Below are 17,321 nucleotides of genomic sequence, written 5' to 3'. Positions count from 1 at the left end.
AGGACGCGGCCGCATACGTTTAAATTCAAAGCAGGCCCTGATCGCGCAGCTGTTAACTATTCACTGTTAACTGTTAACCAAACCCCTGCTAGTCTCACCTGACCTGGAATCATCACCAAGGTTGCCCATTGTCCCAGACCGCTCCTCCCTCCACCCTCTCCCTCGTCCGCCAGCTCTGGCAGCAGACCTGGCCCATGGCGCTGGGGGTCATGTCGTTACTCGGGTTCTACCTGGTGGACAGCATCTTTGTGGCGCGGTTGGGGACAGCGCCGCTGGCAGCGCAATCGTTTACCTTTCCACTGGCGTTTCTGGTGATCGGCGTGCAGGTGGGGATCGGCATTGCCATCGCCGCGCTGATCTCCCGGGCCATCGGCGCCGGCCAGCAGGACCAGGCCAACCGGCTCGGTGCCCTGGTGCTTACCGGTGGTGGCCTGATGCTGGGAGCCCTGGTGTTGTTCCTGTGGTTGATTCAGACCCCGGCGTTCACCCTGATCGGTGCCAGTGAGGCCATTCGCGAACTGATTCGCCCCTACTGGGCGATCCAGGTGCTGGCCATGTGGGTGGGCGGAGTACTCTACTTCGGTTACAGCCTGTTCCGGGCCCACGGCAATACCCGCTTTCCGGGCCTGATGATGGTGCTCACCAGCCTGCTCAACCTGATGCTGGACCCGCTGCTGATCTTTGGCGTGGGTGACTGGGACGGCTTCGGCCTGCCGGGTGCGGCGCTGGCCTCCCTGCTGGCCTTTGCCATCGGCCTGGGTATTCTGGTGCTGGCCCTGCGCGGCAAAGGCTGGGTGCAGCGCCATGGCATGCTGGTACAGATGCGGGTGTCTGCCTGGCCGTTCGCGCAGATTGCCGGGCCGGCCATGATCAGCCAGTTGATGCCGCCACTGGCGGCCATGCTGGCCACCGCCCTGGTGGCCCGGGCCGGTGACCAGGCGGTGGCCGCCTGGGGGATGGCCAGCCGCCTGGAAAGTTTTTCCATCGTGCTGGTGCTCGGCATGACCATGGCCCTGCCGCCCTGGCTGGGCCGTTGCTACGGCGGCAACGACTGGGAGACAGTGCGCCGCCTGATGCGCGTGGCGGCGGCCATGGTGATTGGCTGGCAGGTATTGTTGGGACTGGTGATGGCCTTGCTGGCGGCGCCGCTGGCCAGCCTGCTGGTGGAGACGGCGCCGGTGCAGGCCTACCTGGCAGTACTGATCCGCTGGCTGCCACCCAGCTATGGCCTGCTCGGCATCTGCATGCTGGTGGTCTCCGCCAGTAATGCCCTGGGCTGGCCCATGCGCGCCATGCTGATTTCCTTCCTGCGCCTGTTCCTGTGCTACCTGCCCCTGCTGTGGCTGGGCTACCAGCTGGGCGATTTCGGCGGCCTGGCGTTGGGGGCGGCGTTTGGCAATCTGTTGGCGGGGGTGATGGCGTGGGGGTTTTATCAGCAGGCGCTAGCGACGGCAGTTAACAGTGAATAGTTAACAGTGAACAGCGACGCGAGTGGGCGTTGTTTTTTCTGGAACGCATGAGGCCGCGCCCAATGGTTGGGCGCGGCCTCATGCGTTCAAATCCCTGTTGGCGCTATTCGCGCAACTATTAACTGTTCACTATTAACTATTCACTGCTTTCCCTCTCCCACTCCGGCGGCTTCCAAAGATGTTTCAACCGCTGCCCGATAGAGCCGCTTTTTTTCATGTCGCGGAACATGTCCACGTATTCATGACACCAGGCTACCAGCAGGTTATTGCTGTACACCGGGCGGGTGATGCCGTATTCCACCGGCTCTTCGTCCCGTTCCGGGGTGAAGGTGCCGAACAGGCGGTCGAAGACGATGAAGACGCCGCCGTAGTTGGTGTCGATATAGTCCGGGTTGCGGCCGTGGTGGACCCGGTGGTGGCTCGGCGTGTTAAAGACGTACTCGATGGCCGGGTGCAGCCGTTTCACCAGGGTGGTGTGGATAAAGAACTGGTAGACCAGTGACAGGGCGTAGCAGACCCCGATCCACACCGGGTTGAAGCCGACAAAGGCCAGCGGTACATAGAACAGCCAACCGCCATTGAAAATGTTGGTGGCGTTCTGGCGCATGGCGGTGGAAAAGTTCATCCGCTCGGAGGAGTGGTGAGTCACATGGGCGGCCCAGAACCAGCGCACCCGGTGTGAGGTGCGGTGCATCCAGTAGAAGCAGAAATCGGTCAGCACCCACAACAGAGCCCCGGTGAACCAGGTCAGCTCGATATCCAGCAGCCGGTGGTGGTAGGCAAAGGCATACACCGGGAAGGCGATCAGGCCGGCGAACAGCAACTCGGTAGTCTGGTAACCGGCACCCAGCATGAAATTACGAATGGATTCCCGGGTATCCACCAGCTCGGCATTGTGACGGATCTTGAGGAACTCCCACAGGAACACGCCAATAAAAAAGGGCGTGGCCACCATGAAGATCAGTTGCCGTTCGTCCAGGGCCAGCCAGGGAGCCACCGTTTCCCACAGCGGGGCCAGGCCGCTGTTCTGCCACACGCTGTTGAACCAGTCCATCAGAGCCATGGGCACCGTTCCCGTTGTGATTGATGAGGGAATCATTGTGCGATGGAGGGGCGGGTTTGTATTGACGTTCCATGTCGTATTTTTGACAATCTATGCCATCGGACAAACGGCGGGAGAGGATCATGGCCACAGCCATGCGTGTGACCGGAGCCTGGGTGCAGCTGCTCACGGACTGGCTGGACCGGGAAAACCTGCCGGCACCGGCTCTACGCACCGTGCTGGACAGTCGCAGCCCGGCGGACCTGGTGCCCCTGCCGCTGTGGCGTGACCTGTTACAGCAGGCGGTGTCGCTGCGACCGGACCAGGTGGCGCCGGGCCTGGCCATCGGCGCCATGGTGCAGCCCCGCCATGTGGGCATGCTCGGCTACCTGATTCTCACCTGCCGCACCCTGGGCGAGGCCATGCAGGCGTATCAGCGATACGAGACGCTGTTTTACGGCCGGGACATGGTGGAAGTGTTGGGGGCGGGGGAGCAGATCCAGGTGCGCTGGCCCGCGGAAGACTCCGTGGGGCAGCTGGCGGATACCGTGGCCATCGCAGCGCTGATTACCTTTCTGCGCCGGCTGGTCGATGACCCACCCTCACCGACATCGGTGTCCTTCGTGTTTTCATCGCCATCGGAGGAAGCCTGCCAGGCCTATGAGGCGTTCTTTGGTTGCCCGGTGATGTTTTCCCAGTCCCACACCTGCGTCAGTTTCCCGATTCACTTTCTTGCCATGCCGCTGCCGCACAGTGATCCCAGCATGCGTAATCTGCTGGATCGACAGGCCCGCGCCATGTTGTTGGCGCTGCCGGACTCCGACAGTTTCGACCGGGCCCTGCAGCAGGCCATGGTGAGACTGATGCCGGAGGCGACGGTAACCCTGCCGCGCCTGGCTGCAGAGCTGCACATGTCTGTGCGTACCTTGCAACGGCGCCTTGCCGAGCGACAACTGACCTGGCGGGAGCTACTTGATCGCACCCGTGAGCAACTGGCCCGTCATTATCTGGCGGAACCCTCTCTGACCCTGGGTGACATCGCGCTGTTGTTGGGATTTTCCGAGCACAGCGCCTTCAGTCGCGCCTGGCGGCGCTGGACCGGCAGCTCGCCGGGCAAGGCCAGAAAAGCCCTGGCGAGTGCATACAAAAGCGATATTGCTGTCTAATCCATGCGCATTGATGGTTTTCCTTTATGAAAATGGAAAGCGTTATAAAACAGCAGCTTGGTGGCTGATCCAGGGCCAGTGCTATCCAAAATTCCCGAGGGGGTGAACATTCCTGTCATTGCTGCAAAATAGTGGCCTTGAGTACGTTGGCGCCATCCAAACGCCCCGTGGAGCAGGTTCTGTGGGGCAGGTCTGAATTCAGTAAGGAACCCCATCCATGAAGACACGTATCACCGAATTACTGGGCATCCAGTATCCGATTGTGCAGGGCGGCATGCAGAATGTGGGCTATGCCGAACTGGCGGCGGCGGTATCCAACGCTGGCGGCCTGGGTATCATCACTGCCCTGACCCAGCCCACTCCGGAAGATCTGGACAAGGAAATCAAACGCTGCAAGGAAATGACAGACAAGCCCTTCGGCGTCAACCTGACCATCCTGCCCACTATCAAGCCGGTGCCCTACGAGGAATACGCCCGGGTGATCTGTGAAAACAATATCTCCGTGGTGGAAACCGCTGGCCGCAACCCGGAACCCTTCATGCCCCTGTTCGAAGGCGCCGGTGTGAAGGTGGTGCACAAATGCACCTCCGTACGTCACGCGCTGAAGGCAGAAAAAGTGGGTGTGGCGGCGGTCTCCGTGGACGGCTTCGAGTGTGCCGGTCACCCGGGGGAAGACGACATTCCCAATCTGGTGTTGCTGCCGGCGGCGGCCAAAGTGATCAAGATTCCCATGCTGGCATCCGGCGGTATCGGTACCGGTGCACAGATGGCGGCCTGCCTGGCGCTGGGTGCGGACGGCATCAACATGGGCACCCGTTTCCTGGCGTCGAAAGAATCGCCAGTGCATGAAAACATGAAGCGTGCCATTGCCGAAGCGTCCGAGCTGGATACCGCCCTGATCTTCCGTCCGTTGAAAAATACCGCTCGCGTTTTCAAGAATGCGGTTGCCACCCAGGTCAACGAGATTGAGCGGGAAAAGGGGCAGGGCATGAAGTTCGATTACATCCAGGACCTGGTCGCGGGCGTGAAAGGCAAGGCGGCACTGACCTCCGGTGAAATCGATGGCGGCATCTGGACCTCCGGCATGGTTCAGGGGCTGATCGACAGTTATCCCAGCTGTGCGGAAATTATTGATGACATCATCAGCGAGTGCGTGGGCACCATCAATCAGCGCCTTGCGGGTTTTATCAACGACTGATTCTTCCCGGTTTTAGTCTCGCTCTCCCGAGCCATAGCCAGGGCAATGCCCTGGCTTTTTTTTGATGCTCGTGGCCGTAGGGTGGATTAGCCGAAGGCGTAATCCACCAGCCAGCCGCCTCCAATCACCCCACCGCTCAATGGTGGATTACGCCTTCGGCTAATCCACCCTGTGCTATGCCTGTCGCCTGTGCGGGTTTCTCGGTGTGAGATTTGACGGTAAGCTGACCACGCAAAAGGAGGGGGTCATGAAGGGATGCATAGCGTTACTGCTGTTTGCCAGTGCCATGCTGTTGGCAGGACAGGCCTGCGCAGAGATCTATACCTGGACCGATGCGCAGGGGCGTGTCCATTTTGGTGACAAGCCTGCCGACAATGACCGGGCACAGGCCGTCAACGTCCGCATCAATACATTCGAGAGCGTGACCTACGAAAGCCTCGGCAAGGGCGTGCCGGAGCCGGCAGCGCGTGGTGCCAGGGTCATCATGTATGCCACTCAGTGGTGCGGGGTGTGCAAGAAAGCCCGTCGTTACTTCAATGACAATAATATCCCCTTTACCGAATACGATATTGATAACGATCCGAAAGCCCAGGCACGATTTGACGCACTGGAAGGCAAGGGGGTCCCCGTTATTCTGGTGGGCAAGCGACGGATGAACGGTTTCAGTGCCGAAGGGTTTGAAAGGATATACCGGTAATACGTCTCTCTCTATCACAAGGAAAAGTGATGTTTACGCTTTATGAATTTGCCTCGTCCGGCAACTGCTACAAGCTGCGGCTGGCCATGGCCCAGTTGGGAATACCCTTTCGGCGTATCGAAAAGGATATCACCCGCGGTGAAACCCGCACCGCAGAATTTCTCGCCATCAATCCCAATGGTCGTATACCTGTATTGGTGACACCTGATAACAGGGTGCTGCCCGAATCCAGTGCGGCGCTCTGGTATCTGGCCAGAGACAGTAAACTGATGCCCGTGGATGCGTTTCAGCAAGCCCAGATATTGCAATGGATGTTTTTCGAGCAATACAACCACGAGCCCAATATCGCCACCTCGCGCTACTGGATTCATGTGCTGGGAGAAAAGCAAAAATACGCTGAGGCACTGACGGAAAAACAGCAGAAAGGCCATGACGCCCTGAGTGTTATGGAAACCCATTTGTCAGAGCGGGACTTCTTTGTCGGCAGTGATTATTCCATTGCCGATATTGCCTTGTATGCCTACACCCATGTGGCCGGGCAGGGCGGTTTTTCTCTGGCGAATTATCCGGCGATTCGTGCCTGGCTGAAACGGGTTGAACAGCAACCGGGTTACGTTGCCATGGAAGCGTGAGAATCCACAACAGCGGATGACCAAGCGGTAGAACGGTAGGGTGGATTAGCCGAAGGCGTAATCCACCATCGACCTGCGCCGTGGTTTGGCGGTGTCTGGCTGGTGGGTTACGCCTTCGGCTAACCCACCCTACGTGATGGCGCTCTGCTCGAAAGATTTATTGCGTCAGGTGGTGGAAGTGATATTTCAGATGATCGTCAATAAAGCTGGCGATAAAGAAATAGGAATGGTCATAACCGGGCTGCATGCGCAGGGTGATTGGCACGCCGGCTTCCTCGCAGGCGGCGCTGAGAGCTTCTGGTTGTAGTTGACCGTCGGTGTAGAAGTTATCCGCATCGCCCTGGTCCACCATCAAGGCCAGGTCGCTGCCATAGGCCTTGACCAGCTCGCAGGCATCCCAGGCTTTCCAGCTTTCCTGATCATCACCCAGGAAACCGTTTAGGGCTTTTTCACCCCAGGGGCATTGCATTGGGTGGCTGATCGGCGCGAAGGCGGAGACCGAGGTGTAGCGCCCCGGGTTTTTCAGGGCGCAGATCAGGGCGCCATGGCCACCCATGGAATGGCCGCTGATGGCCTCGCGACCATTAAGGGGGAAATGGTCACGCAGCAGTGCCGGCAACTCATCGATCACGTAGTCGTACATGCGGTAGTGCTGGCTCCAGGGGGCGCGGGTGGCGTTCACATAGAAACCGGCACCAGAGCCGAAATCATAGCTGTCGTGCTCACCGGGCAGATCGGTGCCGCGCGGACTGGTGTCCGGGCAGACCATGGCCAGGCCAAGCTCGGCGGCGGTGCGTTGAGCGCCGGCTTTTTGCATGAAGTTTTCATCGGTACAGGTAAGGCCGGACAGCCACCACAGCAGAGGAACGTCGTTTTCATCGGCGGCCGGTGGCAGATAAATGGCGAAGATCATCTCGCAGTTGAGTACCTGACTGCGGTGCTTGTAGCGTTTCAGCCAGCCACCAAAGGATTTGGTGGCAGAAACCAGTTCGATATCAGACATGATTTATCCTTTCTGACGAAGCCGCTGTAGGAGCACCTCTCGAGGTGCGAACCTGGTCTGGCAAGGGCCCTCTCAAGCAGATTCGCACCTCGAGAGGTGCTCCTACAGTCGGAATTCATTGCCTCTTAAAAAAGAATCACCGAACGAATGCTTTTGCCTTCGTGCAGCAGATCAAAGGCGGTATTGATCTCGTCCAGGCCCATGGTGTGAGTGACGAATTCGTCGATCTTGATCTCGCCGTTCATGTAACGATCCACATAACCGGGCAGTTCGGTGCGGCCTTTGACGCCGCCGAAGGCGGAGCCTTTCCAGACCCGACCGGTGACCAGCTGGAACGGGCGTGTGGCAATTTCCTCGCCGGCGCCGGCCACGCCGATAATGATGGATTCGCCCCAGCCCTTGTGGCAGCACTCCAGCGCCGAACGCATCACGTTCACATTGCCGATGCACTCGAAGGAATAATCCACACCGCCGTCGGTGAGTTCGACAATCACTTCCTGGATGGAATTGTTGTAATCCTTCGGGTTGATGAAATCGGTAGCGCCGAACTGTCGGGCCAGGGTTTCCTTGGCCGGGTTGGTATCGATGGCGATGATGCGTTCTGCCTTGGCCATCACCGCGCCCTGAATCACCGACAGACCGATGCCGCCGAGTCCGAACACGGCCACCGTGGACCCGGGCTCCACCTTGGCGGTATTGAGCACCGCGCCGATGCCGGTGGTGACGCCACAGCCAAGCAGGCAGATCTTGTCCAGGGGGGCTTCTTTGCTGACCTTGGCCAGGGAAATTTCCGGCACCACGGTGTATTCAGAAAAGGTGCTGGTGCCCATGTAGTGGTGCAGCAGTTTGCCGTTCAGGGAAAAGCGGCTGGTGCTGTCCGGCATCAGGCCCTGACCCTGGGTGGCGCGCACCGCCTGGCACAGATTGGTTTTGCCGCTCAGGCAGAATTTGCACTGGCGGCACTCGGCGGTATAGAGCGGAATCACGTGGTCACCGGGTTTCAGGCTGGTCACACCTTCGCCCACTTCCTGCACGATACCGGCGCCTTCATGGCCAAGAATGGAAGGAAAGATACCTTCCGGGTCCTTGCCGGACAGGGTGTAGGCATCGGTGTGGCAAACGCCGGTGGCGACGATCTGCACCAGCACTTCCCCGGCCTTGGGGCCGGCCACATCCACTTCTTCGATCTGTAGGGGTTTGCCTGCTTCCCAGGCGATAGCGGCACGGGATTTCATGGTGATTCCTTCTTGACGAGTAAAGGGCGTTAACGCGATTCGCGCTGCAAGCATTGCGAATGATTGATTCACTATACGCAGACACGAATAAGGCTATAAGGCACAATCTGGCAAGAGATTATTGTCAGGTAGCAACAATGCAGCACTGGGATCGTATTGAAGCCTTTGTAGAAGTAGTACGCCGGGGTTCCTTCGCCGATGCCGCCCGGTACTTGGGGGTGTCCAGCTCCCACGTGAGCCGGCTGGTGTCGCGACTGGAGACCCAGTTGGGCACCCAGTTGCTTTACCGCACCACCCGGCGCTTGAAGCTCACCGATGCGGGGGCGGTCTACTTCGACCACTGTGGCCAGTTGTTTGACGGTTTCCAGGAGGCGTTGTCAGCCATCAGTGATTATCAGCAACGGCCCACCGGGGTGCTGAAGCTGACCTGCGCCACCACCTTTGGCGAGCGTTACATCGCGCCGTTGGTGAACGACTTTCTGGCCCGCCATCCGCAACTGTCCATGCAACTGGATTTCACCAACCGGCGGGTGGATATCATTGACGAGGGCTTTGATGTGGCCATCCGCACCGGGGCCCTGCCGGACTCGTCGCTGATCGCCCGCAAGCTTTGCCCGCGTCGCGAATACATTGTCGGTTCCGCCGACTATTTCCAGCGCCATGCCCGCCCCCACACGTTAGGGGAGCTGAGCCAGCACAATTGCCTGCTTGGTTCCGCGGACCAGTGGGCGGTGGATGTGGAGGGCCAGCACCGGCAATGGAAAGTGCAGGGAAGCTGGAAGGGCAACTCCGGCACGGCACTGCTGGATGCAGCCCGCAAGGGCCTGGGATTGGCGCAGCTACCGGATTATTACGTGGAGGATGATCTGGCCGACGGTCGCCTTGTCTCGGTGCTGGATCAGTACGCTTGCACGCACACGGCGGTGTGGGTGGTCTATCCACGCCACCGGCATCTGTCGCCCAAGGTGCGCCAGTTTGTGGATTTTCTGGTGGAGGGTATGGTGCGTTGAAAGACGCTGAAGCCTTTTTGTAGGAGCTCCTACAGCAACTAAAACGGAGTGGATATGTATACGGGAAGCTGTCTTTGCGGCGGCATCACCTTTGAAATCGCCGGTGAGCTGGCGCCGATTCAGGTCTGCCATTGTCAGCAATGTCGCAAGGCCCAGGGCACGGCACTGGTGACCAATATTCCCGTGGCCAGAGGAAAGCTGCATTGGGTCAGGGGTGAAGCGTTATTGAAACGCTATGAATCTTCGCCGGGCAAGCAGCGGGTGTTTTGCCGGGAGTGTGGTTCGCCGATTTACAGCTGCCATGAGAGCAAGCCGGGCGTGGTACGGATTCGGGCGGGGCTGCTGAATGAGCCGCTGGCCACGCGGCCCGCGTTTCATATCTATACGGATTCGGCGTGTAACTGGTGGGCCATCGATGATGGCTTGCCGCAGTATCCCGAAGGCGCGGGATAAAAAAATGCCGGGCGATGGCCCGGCATTTCTTGTTACGCCATTTGCGCTTTCAGTGCCTCGATTTCGTGGGCATCACCGTTGCGTGCCGCGAAGGCTTGCCAGTTATCGGCGGCATGGCTTTTGAGCACCTTGGCCACACGGGGCAGCTCCGCCTCAGGCAGGTGGCCGAACAGGCCCAGCAGCTTGCTGTCGTGGGCCTGCCCCAGCGCCTGGCCCAGTGCCTGCGGCTGGCTACTGGTGAGCACATCCACCGCCGGCGTCAGGTGTTCCTGATCCAGTAGCGGCAACAGGGTGAGCAGCTCATCCCAGCTGTTTTCACTGGCCACGGTGGCAATCAGGCTTTCCATGATGTCTGCTTCGCGCAGCTTGGGCACATTTACCACCATCTGCTGATGCTGGTTGTCCATGGCATTCACGGCTTGTAGCAGGTTGGTCCAGAGGCGCTGTTCACTGGCCACTTCGATGATGTGGCTGATGACGGTTTCGCCCTGTTCGGCCACCAGGTTGCCCATCTGGCCGCGCAGTTCGGTATTCAGGTGCCCGTTCAGGGACAGCACTGCCGGCCACAGTTCATGGTCGGTGGCGGCTTTCAGGGTGGCCCGTTGCTGCGCTTCGCTGAGCAAGGCCAGCACGGTGTCCAGTTTGCTCTTGTCTTCCAGGTAAAGGGCAATCTTCACCATGGCTTCGCCATCATCGATGTTGCTGGTGACGGCTTTCAGGGCAGAGGGCTGAATCACCGCCACAAAGCGGGCCAGGGTGATGTGCTCGCCCATGGTCAGCAGAGTCTTGGCAACGGAGGCGACAATCTTGTCGGGCATGGCGGCCAGCAGTTCCCGGGAGTACCTGGGCTCCAGGTGGATGCATAGCTTGGCCAGGAAGTCTTCGGGCAGCTTGTCAGCCAGCTTGATGGCGCGCTCCGGGGGCAGCTCGGAGGCAATCCCGGCGGCCAGTACCGAGCCGAGCACGGTGGTTGCCAGTTTGGCGCTGGCACCGGTGGGCACCAGTTTGCTGATGCCGGCCAGGCGCTGATAGCTGTCCTGGTGCTGCTCGTAGAAAAAACCGGAGATGGCACTGCGGAACGACGCCAGAGTGTCCAGATTCTGGCCGTCCAGGAAAGCCAGATCGCTTTCCTGGTTTTCCAGCAAGCGGCTGAGTTTGAGCAGTTCGGCCTGAGTTTCAATATGCATGTCTGTCTCCTTAACCGAACAGCATTTTTTTCACCGGGCGGCGGAAGGGCCCGGGCACGACGTTAAGTGCGTTGTTCATCGCTTTTTCGACTCTGGCGTCTTTGGTTTCCAGAGCCGCAAGGACGGCATCGGCCAGTTTGCCGGCCTGATCGGCGGGCAGGGACTCGATAAAGGCCAGCGCGTCAGCTGGCAGCCCCTTGTTCTTCAAGGTACTGATGGAATCAGACATGGTTCCTCCTTCTATGCAGCGCCCCGAAGCAGAATCCGGGGCGCCCTGAATACAGGCTGTCTGGCGCAGCCTGCCTATGGCTGGCGCTACTATGCCAGCAATAGAGGAGGATGGGTGTTGCCGAAAAGCCGTTGCCGGGCGGCGCTCAAGAAAGCACAGCCATCCCTTTTCGGCGGTTTGGCGGGCTGATAGCGCTGCCGACTCCTGAATTCATCCCGCAGGACAGGGTCAGGCGAAATCCATCTGGTCGGTGATGAAGCCCACACTGATGGCGCCGGGGCCGATATTGACGCCCCCGGTAAGCCCCATGTGACTGATCAGCAGGTCCACCTCGTGTTTCTCTGTGGTGGCTTTCAGTTGGCTGAAGCCAGGCATCTGGTAGACCGCATCCGGGTCGCCGGCATAACTGACGCAGACAATGGGGGTTAATAGCCCCTGTTCCACGCAGGCGCAGGCGTGGGTAAACATCTTTGCCACGGCGGTTTCAAAGCCGCGCACCTTGGCCACCGGGAAGGTTTGGTCCTGGCGGGCACAGAGGATGGGTTTGATGTCCAGTGCCGAGCCCATCAGGGCCCCGACGAAACCCACGCTCTTGTCACCTTTCTTGCGGGCGCGCTTGTGGACGTAATAGAGATCCGGCACCACGGCATAGCCTACGGTTTTCGGGGTCAGGTCACTGACGCGCTGGCGGATATCGCCGACTTTCATGCCGTCATTGATCAGCCGCATGGTTTCCGCAGCCAGCACACCCTGGCCGGCAAACAGCGTCTGGCTGTCACTGACGCGGATACGGAACGGTCCTTCCCGGCCAGCCGCTTCCCGGTATTTCTTGTAGTCGGCGAGGATGGCATGGGCGGCGTCGGTGGCGTTCTCGAAAATCGGACTACGGCTTTTCGGCACCGTCTGCACCAGAGCGTAGTCGAATTCCCCTACTGCCTGTTCCAGGAACAGGGTGCGGATCTGATCCACCGTTGGCGGTGCGGTTTCCGCGTCGTGGTTCTTGTCCACTTCGTGGCGGGCGTAAAACTCCCGGGCCCGTTGCGGGTCGCGGTCATCCACGAAAATTTCCTTGCCGATGCGGATGGGCACCGGCATTACCAGGATGTTGTTAGCGTCAATAAAGTCCTTGGGCAGATCACAACCCGAGTCCACAACCAGACCGATTCTCATTGTTATGCTTCCTGTGGGAAGGGTAACAATGAGTCTAGTACCGCCGTTCCGTTACTGACGTCTTTTTGCGTATGGGATTGGTTAGGGGCTGTTACAAGGCGCAAGGTGGCGACGATGCGCTACTGAATATTGCCGCCCACCTGGATCACCTTCAGGGTGTTGGTGCCGCCGTGGGCATCGTTGTAGTTGCCCTTGGTGATCAGTACCCGGTCGCCCTCCTGTACCACCCCCATTTCTTCCAGGATCGCCACTGCACGGCGGTTTACTTCATCGCTGGCAATGGCATGGCTATCAAAGGGGATAGCGCGCACGCCACGCAGGATCGCCACCCGGCGCTGGCTGCTGGGGTAGGGAGTAAAGGCATAGATGGGAATGCCGGAGCGCAGTCTCGACATCAGCCGCGGAGTGTTGCCGCTTTCGGTCATGGCGATGATGGCGGTGACGTTGCTGAGACGGTTGGCAGCCTGCATGGCGGCCATGGCAATGACTTCATCGATGTTGTCGGTATTGTCGTTGATGGGACGGTCCGTGCGCCTTTCCTGCCAGGTACGCTCTGCGCCAAGAATGATGCGGTCCATGGCCTGTACGGTTTCTACCGGATATTCACCTACTGCGGTTTCCGCTGACAGCATTACCGCATCGGTGCCATCCAGTACTGCATTGGCCACATCGGAGACTTCCGCACGGGTGGGTTGTGGGCTATGAATCATGGATTCCATCATCTGTGTGGCGGTGATGACGAAACGGTTCAGTGCTCGTGCCCGGCGAATAATATGTTTCTGCACTCCCACCAGTTCGGCGTCGCCAATCTCCACCGCCAGATCACCGCGCGCCACCATGACGCCGTCGGAGGCCTCGATGATGGCATCCAGAGTGGCGTCGTCTGCCACTGCTTCGGCTCGTTCAATCTTGGCAATAATGCCGCCCTGGCCGCCGGCCTGCTGATAGCGCAGGCGGGCTTCTTCCACATCGTCAGCATCGCGAGGAAAGGAGAGAGCAAGAAAATCCACGTCCATATCGGCGGCGGTGATGATGTCAGCCAGATCCTTGTCGGTCAGCGCCCGGGCGCTGAGCCCGCCCCCCTTGCGGTTCACCCCCTTGTGATCCGACAGCTCGCCGCCCACCAGCACCGTACAGTCCACCCGGGTGCCGTTGATGGCGGTGACTTTCAGCTCCAGCAGGCCGTCGTTAAGCAGCAACACATCGCCGGGTTGGCAATCGTCCGGGAGTGGTGGATAACTCACGCCGACCTGTTGGTCGTTGCCGGCATCGTCTGCCAGGGCGGTATCCAGGGCAAAGGGTTGGCCGGCCTTCAGCAGGATGGGGCCACCGGGAAAGCTGCCGATACGGATTTTCGGACCTTGCAGGTCTGCCAGAATCGCCACGTGCTCGCCACATTGCTCGGCGCAGTGGCGAATGGTTTGCGCGGTTTGCCGGTGAGTGTCGGCGTTGCCGTGGGAAAAGTTCAGGCGGAACACATTGACGCCAGCCCGGATCAGGGCATCGAGTCGAGACTCGGAGGACGATGCAGGGCCAACGGTGGCGACAATCTTGGTACGGCGCAGGGGGGAGCGGGACATTCGAAGCATTTCCATCAGCTGATTTTTGCTCAGCATACCATGGTGATCTGGCGGAGGGATGACAGTGTGTCGGCAGTGAGCAGACAAAAAATACCCCCGCGAAGGCGGGGGTAAGAGGGGATCGTGATGCTGGTGAAAATCAATGCAGCATGGCGAAGGAGCAGGACTGGGCTTCGCTCAGACGGAGAAAATCGCCCATGCCCATCTTGATCACTTCCGTGTGGGTGCCGGCATTAAAGGCCAGCCAGTCTTCGCTGATCATGGTGTCATCCACATACACCTTCATGTTGTAGAGATTGCCGAACGGTGGTTCGCCACCGGGTTCGCAAAGCGGGAAGCGATCCTTGAAATCCTCCTCCTGAGCCAGCCGGACGCTGTTGGCATTCAGCGCCTGGCGCAACCGGTCCGGGTCCAGGTATTGATCCGATGGCAGCACCGCCATGGCCAGTTCGCCATCCACATCCACGATAACCGTTTTGGCCATGTGTCGTCCGGGAATATGGCTGGACTGGGCCACCTCGGAAGCGGTAATGGCTGGCGGGTGGTTATAGCAGTGATAGTTCACATTGTTGTTGTCGAGAAAATCAGCCAGTGCGCGGGCAGGCATGATAGACCTCCTCCCGGAGATGGTAGGCCGGGAATAGCGAGCCGCCGCAGGGACAGTTTGTGACCGGCCCTGGGCCAGCTCTGTGAATGTTCATATTCAAGCTTAGGGAGGAGGGTGCAGGTGGGGAAATACGGTTATACGCTAAGGGAAATAGCGGAATGGCATAATAGTTAACAGTTAATAGCGAAAATCAAGAGCCAAAAAATTGACAAGATAGGCAGCTACACCAGCCTATCTTGTTCACTGTTCACTGTTCACTGTTCACTGTTCACTGCCTGTCACATCCCCAGATTATCCAGAATCCGCAGATTCGGACCGGCCTGGTTCATGGTGTAGAAATGCAGGCCCGGTGCGCCCATGGCCAATAGGCGTTCACACAGCCGGGTGACCACTTCCTCGCCGAAGGCTTTCACTGCCGCGTCATCATCCTTGATGTCGTTGAGCTTGCTGTGCAGCCAGCGGGGGATGTCGGCGCCGCAGGTGCTGGAGAAGCGTACCAGGTTGGCGACGTTGAGGATCGGCATGATGCCCGGATAAACCGGCGCGTCGCAGCCGATTTTCTGCAGCGCATCCAGGTAGTAGCCGTAGGCATCCGCGTTGTAGAAATACTGGGTCAGGCCGCTGTTGGCGCCGGCGTCGATCTTGCGCTTGAAGTGGGCAATATCGTCTTCGAAGCTGCGCGCCTGGGGATGCATTTCCGGGTAGCCGGCCACTTCCAGGGTGAAGTGATCGCCGGTTTCCTCGCGGATCAGTTGCACCAGCTCGTCGGCGTACTTGATTTCGCTCTGGGCATAACCCATGCCGGAGGGCAGGTCGCCGCGCAGGGCGACGATGCGGGTCACGCCGGCATCCTTGTAACCGTTCACCAGTTCAAGGATTTCGTCGCGACTCTGGCCAATGCAGCTCAGGTGCGGAGCCGTATCGCCATGTTGATTGCGCAACTGGTTGACCATGTCGCGGGTGTTGTCACGGGTGGAGCCCCCGGCACCAAAGGTGCAGGAAAAAAACGCAGGGTTCTTGGCCAAGAGTTTCTGCTGGGTAGCCAGCAGCTTTTCTTTTCCCGCATCGGTTTTCGGCGGGAAAAATTCAAAACTGATTCTTTTGCTCATTTGGCTAGTGCCTTTTCGATCAAAAGCCGTTTCACCACAGAGGTCACAGAGCACACAGAGTTAAAACCATCGCCATCAATATACGCATTGTTTTTCCTCGGTGAACTCTGTGCCCGCTGTGGTAAAAACAGCCTTTAGTACTTGTAGTGCTCAGGCTTGTACGGGCCGTTCACGTCCACGCCGATGTAGTCTGCCTGCTCTTTGGTCAGCTTGGTGATCACGCCACCGAAGCCCTGCACCATATAGCGAGCCACTTCTTCGTCCAGGTGCTTGGGCAGCACTTCCACCTTGAGCATTTTTTCCTTCACGGTGTCAGAATGCTTGGCGTAGCCCTGGTCGAACAGGTACATCTGCGCCAGTACCTGGTTGGCGAAGGAGCCATCCATGATGCGGCTGGGGTGGCCGGTGGCGTTGCCCAGGTTCACCAGGCGACCCTCGGAGAGCAGCAGCAGGAAGTCACCGGCGGCCTTGTCGCGCCATACCTTGTGCACCTGCGGCTTCACTTCTTCCCATTCCCAGGTCTTGCGCATGAAGGCGGTGTCCACTTCGTTGTCGAAGTGGCCGATGTTGCAGACCACGGCGCCTTTCTTCAGAGCCTTGAGCATGTTGGCGTCACAGACATTGAAGTTGCCGGTGGTGGTAACCAGAAGGTCGGTGGTGCCCAGCAGTTCGGTGTTGATGGACGCTTCGGTGCCGTCGTTGATGCCATCCTTGAACTGGCTGACCACTTCGTAACCATCCATGCATGCCTGCATGGCACAGATCGGATCCGCTTCGGTGACCTTCACGATCATGCCTTCCTGACGCAGGGACTGGGCAGAGCCCTTGCCCACATCACCATAGCCGATGACCAGCGCTTTCTTGCCGGACAGCAGGTGATCGGTGCCGCGTTTGATGGCGTCATTGAGAGAGTGGCGGCAACCGTACTTGTTGTCGTTCTTGCTCTTGGTGACGGAGTCATTCACGTTCACCGCCGGCACTTTCAGGGTGCCCTTGTTGAGCATCTCGTAAAGACGGTGCACACCGGTGGTGGTCTCTTCGGTGATGCCGTGGATGTTGTCCAGCATCTGCGGATAAGTGTCGTGGATGTAGCCGGTCAGATCGCCGCCGTCATCCAGGATCATGTTGGCGTCCCACAGCTCGCCGTTGCCGTCGCGGCAGGTCTGCTCGATGCACCACATGTACTCTTCTTCGGTTTCTCCTTTCCAGGCGAATACCGGTACGCCGGCGGCAGCGATGGCGGCAGCGGCGTGGTCCTGGGTGGAGAAGATATTGCAGCTTGACCAGCGCACTTCCGCGCCCAGGGCGACCAGGGTTTCGATCAGCACCGCAGTCTGAATGGTCATGTGGATACAGCCGATGATCTTGGCGCCTTTCAGCGGCTGTTCGGCCCGGTACTTTTCGCGGATGGTGATCAGTGCCGGCATTTCGGTTTCGGCAATATGAATCTCGGAGCGACCGTAGGCGGCCTGGGAAATATCTGCCACTTTAAAGTCGGTAAAAGTGTCCGCTTTTGCGTTCATGGTGTTCTCCA

17 protein-coding genes are annotated in these 17,321 nt (G+C 59.1%); 7 read left to right on the top strand and 10 right to left on the bottom strand.

The window, feature by feature from the left end; translation table 11 throughout:
- Positions 1–194: 194 nt before the first annotated feature.
- Entirely contained in the window at positions 195–1,469 is a 1,275-nt protein-coding gene (locus ACMG4N_RS01620; protein ID WP_414433294.1) for an MATE family efflux transporter, read from the top strand.
- A 136-nt stretch (positions 1,470–1,605) separates the two neighbouring features.
- Here the strand turns inward: ACMG4N_RS01620 and ACMG4N_RS01615 are convergent, their stop codons facing one another.
- Positions 1,606–2,532 carry a sterol desaturase family protein gene (locus tag ACMG4N_RS01615; protein WP_414432669.1) on the bottom strand — a complete coding sequence of 309 codons (927 nt, stop codon included), beginning with the start codon at positions 2,530–2,532 and terminating at the stop codon, positions 1,606–1,608.
- 122 nt (positions 2,533–2,654) lie between these two features.
- Between ACMG4N_RS01615 and ACMG4N_RS01610 the strand changes: the two genes are divergently transcribed.
- The 4 genes from ACMG4N_RS01610 (at position 2,655) to ACMG4N_RS01595 (ending at position 6,204) form a co-directional block, all read left to right on the top strand.
- Positions 2,655–3,677, top strand: a complete 1,023-nt coding sequence (locus ACMG4N_RS01610; protein ID WP_297765560.1) for a helix-turn-helix domain-containing protein — start codon at positions 2,655–2,657, stop codon at positions 3,675–3,677.
- A gap of 217 nt (positions 3,678–3,894) precedes the next feature.
- Positions 3,895–4,875 (top strand): NAD(P)H-dependent flavin oxidoreductase, encoded by a 981-nt coding sequence (locus tag ACMG4N_RS01605; RefSeq protein WP_297765563.1) that lies wholly within the window; start codon positions 3,895–3,897, stop codon positions 4,873–4,875.
- A gap of 247 nt (positions 4,876–5,122) precedes the next feature.
- On the top strand, positions 5,123–5,572 hold the full coding sequence (locus ACMG4N_RS01600; RefSeq protein ID WP_297765566.1) for a glutaredoxin family protein: 450 nt from the start codon (positions 5,123–5,125) through the stop codon (positions 5,570–5,572).
- Between the two features lie 29 nt (positions 5,573–5,601).
- Complete coding sequence (locus tag ACMG4N_RS01595; protein WP_297765570.1) at positions 5,602–6,204, top strand: glutathione S-transferase family protein; 603 nt, start codon at positions 5,602–5,604, stop codon at positions 6,202–6,204.
- 157 nt (positions 6,205–6,361) lie between these two features.
- On the opposite strand, the gene fghA is transcribed toward ACMG4N_RS01595, so the two are convergent.
- Positions 6,362–7,207 carry an S-formylglutathione hydrolase gene (gene fghA / locus ACMG4N_RS01590; RefSeq protein WP_414432666.1) on the bottom strand — a complete coding sequence of 282 codons (846 nt, stop codon included), beginning with the start codon at positions 7,205–7,207 and terminating at the stop codon, positions 6,362–6,364.
- Between the two features lie 125 nt (positions 7,208–7,332).
- Positions 7,333–8,442 carry an S-(hydroxymethyl)glutathione dehydrogenase/class III alcohol dehydrogenase gene (locus tag ACMG4N_RS01585; RefSeq protein WP_297765577.1) on the bottom strand — a complete coding sequence of 370 codons (1,110 nt, stop codon included), beginning with the start codon at positions 8,440–8,442 and terminating at the stop codon, positions 7,333–7,335.
- A gap of 137 nt (positions 8,443–8,579) precedes the next feature.
- Here ACMG4N_RS01585 and ACMG4N_RS01580 point away from each other — a divergent pair, with 137 nt between their 5' ends.
- Together ACMG4N_RS01580 and ACMG4N_RS01575 are read left to right on the top strand one after the other, a co-directional pair.
- Positions 8,580–9,452: a LysR family transcriptional regulator gene (locus tag ACMG4N_RS01580; protein WP_414432664.1), complete on the top strand. Its 873-nt coding sequence runs from the start codon at positions 8,580–8,582 to the stop codon at positions 9,450–9,452.
- Positions 9,453–9,506: 54 nt separating this feature from the next.
- Entirely contained in the window at positions 9,507–9,905 is a 399-nt protein-coding gene (locus ACMG4N_RS01575; protein ID WP_297765583.1) for a GFA family protein, read from the top strand.
- A gap of 32 nt (positions 9,906–9,937) precedes the next feature.
- Here ACMG4N_RS01575 and ACMG4N_RS01570 read toward each other — a convergent pair whose 3' ends face one another.
- The 7 genes from ACMG4N_RS01570 to ahcY form a co-directional block, all read right to left on the bottom strand.
- A complete protein-coding gene (locus ACMG4N_RS01570) occupies positions 9,938–11,092 on the bottom strand; it encodes a hypothetical protein (protein ID WP_297765586.1) in 1,155 nt (384 codons plus the stop codon).
- A gap of 10 nt (positions 11,093–11,102) precedes the next feature.
- On the bottom strand, positions 11,103–11,321 hold the full coding sequence (locus ACMG4N_RS01565; RefSeq protein WP_297765589.1) for a hypothetical protein: 219 nt from the start codon (positions 11,319–11,321) through the stop codon (positions 11,103–11,105).
- 228 nt (positions 11,322–11,549) lie between these two features.
- Positions 11,550–12,491 (bottom strand): DegV family protein, encoded by a 942-nt coding sequence (locus tag ACMG4N_RS01560; RefSeq protein WP_297765592.1) that lies wholly within the window; start codon positions 12,489–12,491, stop codon positions 11,550–11,552.
- Positions 12,492–12,610: 119 nt separating this feature from the next.
- Entirely contained in the window at positions 12,611–14,080 is a 1,470-nt protein-coding gene (gene pyk / locus ACMG4N_RS01555; protein ID WP_414433293.1) for a pyruvate kinase, read from the bottom strand.
- 130 nt (positions 14,081–14,210) lie between these two features.
- A complete protein-coding gene (locus ACMG4N_RS01550; protein WP_335626186.1) occupies positions 14,211–14,678 on the bottom strand; it encodes a YbaK/EbsC family protein in 468 nt (155 codons plus the stop codon).
- A gap of 278 nt (positions 14,679–14,956) precedes the next feature.
- Positions 14,957–15,787 (bottom strand): methylenetetrahydrofolate reductase [NAD(P)H], encoded by an 831-nt coding sequence (gene metF, locus ACMG4N_RS01545; RefSeq protein ID WP_297765601.1) that lies wholly within the window; start codon positions 15,785–15,787, stop codon positions 14,957–14,959.
- 134 nt (positions 15,788–15,921) lie between these two features.
- Positions 15,922–17,310, bottom strand: a complete 1,389-nt coding sequence (ahcY, locus tag ACMG4N_RS01540) for an adenosylhomocysteinase (RefSeq protein WP_297765604.1) — start codon at positions 17,308–17,310, stop codon at positions 15,922–15,924.
- Positions 17,311–17,321: the final 11 nt, after the last annotated feature.

This window comes from Alcanivorax sp. IL2 (assembly GCF_047495475.1).
Lineage (GTDB): Bacteria > Pseudomonadota > Gammaproteobacteria > Pseudomonadales > Alcanivoracaceae > Alcanivorax.
The sequence above is the reverse complement of the archived record's forward strand: the minus strand, read 5'-3'. Positions and strand labels throughout refer to the sequence as shown.

What these genes read in the sequence shown, in the direction of transcription:
- ACMG4N_RS01595 (WP_297765570.1), top strand. Translation starts at nt 5,602, where the DNA reads ATGTTTACGCTTTATGAATTTGCCTCGTCCGGCAACTGCTACAAGCTG.
- ACMG4N_RS01570 (WP_297765586.1), bottom strand. Translation starts at nt 11,092, where the DNA reads ATGCATATTGAAACTCAGGCCGAACTGCTCAAACTCAGCCGCTTGCTG.
- ahcY (WP_297765604.1), bottom strand. Translation starts at nt 17,310, where the DNA reads ATGAACGCAAAAGCGGACACTTTTACCGACTTTAAAGTGGCAGATATT.
- ACMG4N_RS01605 (WP_297765563.1), top strand. Translation starts at nt 3,895, where the DNA reads ATGAAGACACGTATCACCGAATTACTGGGCATCCAGTATCCGATTGTG.
- ACMG4N_RS01580 (WP_414432664.1), top strand. Translation starts at nt 8,580, where the DNA reads ATGCAGCACTGGGATCGTATTGAAGCCTTTGTAGAAGTAGTACGCCGG.
- ACMG4N_RS01575 (WP_297765583.1), top strand. Translation starts at nt 9,507, where the DNA reads ATGTATACGGGAAGCTGTCTTTGCGGCGGCATCACCTTTGAAATCGCC.
- ACMG4N_RS01600 (WP_297765566.1), top strand. Translation starts at nt 5,123, where the DNA reads ATGAAGGGATGCATAGCGTTACTGCTGTTTGCCAGTGCCATGCTGTTG.
- ACMG4N_RS01620 (WP_414433294.1), top strand. Translation starts at nt 195, where the DNA reads ATGGCGCTGGGGGTCATGTCGTTACTCGGGTTCTACCTGGTGGACAGC.
- ACMG4N_RS01610 (WP_297765560.1), top strand. Translation starts at nt 2,655, where the DNA reads ATGGCCACAGCCATGCGTGTGACCGGAGCCTGGGTGCAGCTGCTCACG.
- fghA (WP_414432666.1), bottom strand. Translation starts at nt 7,207, where the DNA reads ATGTCTGATATCGAACTGGTTTCTGCCACCAAATCCTTTGGTGGCTGG.
- ACMG4N_RS01585 (WP_297765577.1), bottom strand. Translation starts at nt 8,442, where the DNA reads ATGAAATCCCGTGCCGCTATCGCCTGGGAAGCAGGCAAACCCCTACAG.
- ACMG4N_RS01615 (WP_414432669.1), bottom strand. Translation starts at nt 2,532, where the DNA reads ATGGCTCTGATGGACTGGTTCAACAGCGTGTGGCAGAACAGCGGCCTG.
- ACMG4N_RS01550 (WP_335626186.1), bottom strand. Translation starts at nt 14,678, where the DNA reads ATGCCTGCCCGCGCACTGGCTGATTTTCTCGACAACAACAATGTGAAC.
- pyk (WP_414433293.1), bottom strand. Translation starts at nt 14,080, where the DNA reads ATGCTTCGAATGTCCCGCTCCCCCCTGCGCCGTACCAAGATTGTCGCC.
- ACMG4N_RS01565 (WP_297765589.1), bottom strand. Translation starts at nt 11,321, where the DNA reads ATGTCTGATTCCATCAGTACCTTGAAGAACAAGGGGCTGCCAGCTGAC.
- metF (WP_297765601.1), bottom strand. Translation starts at nt 15,787, where the DNA reads ATGAGCAAAAGAATCAGTTTTGAATTTTTCCCGCCGAAAACCGATGCG.
- ACMG4N_RS01560 (WP_297765592.1), bottom strand. Translation starts at nt 12,491, where the DNA reads ATGAGAATCGGTCTGGTTGTGGACTCGGGTTGTGATCTGCCCAAGGAC.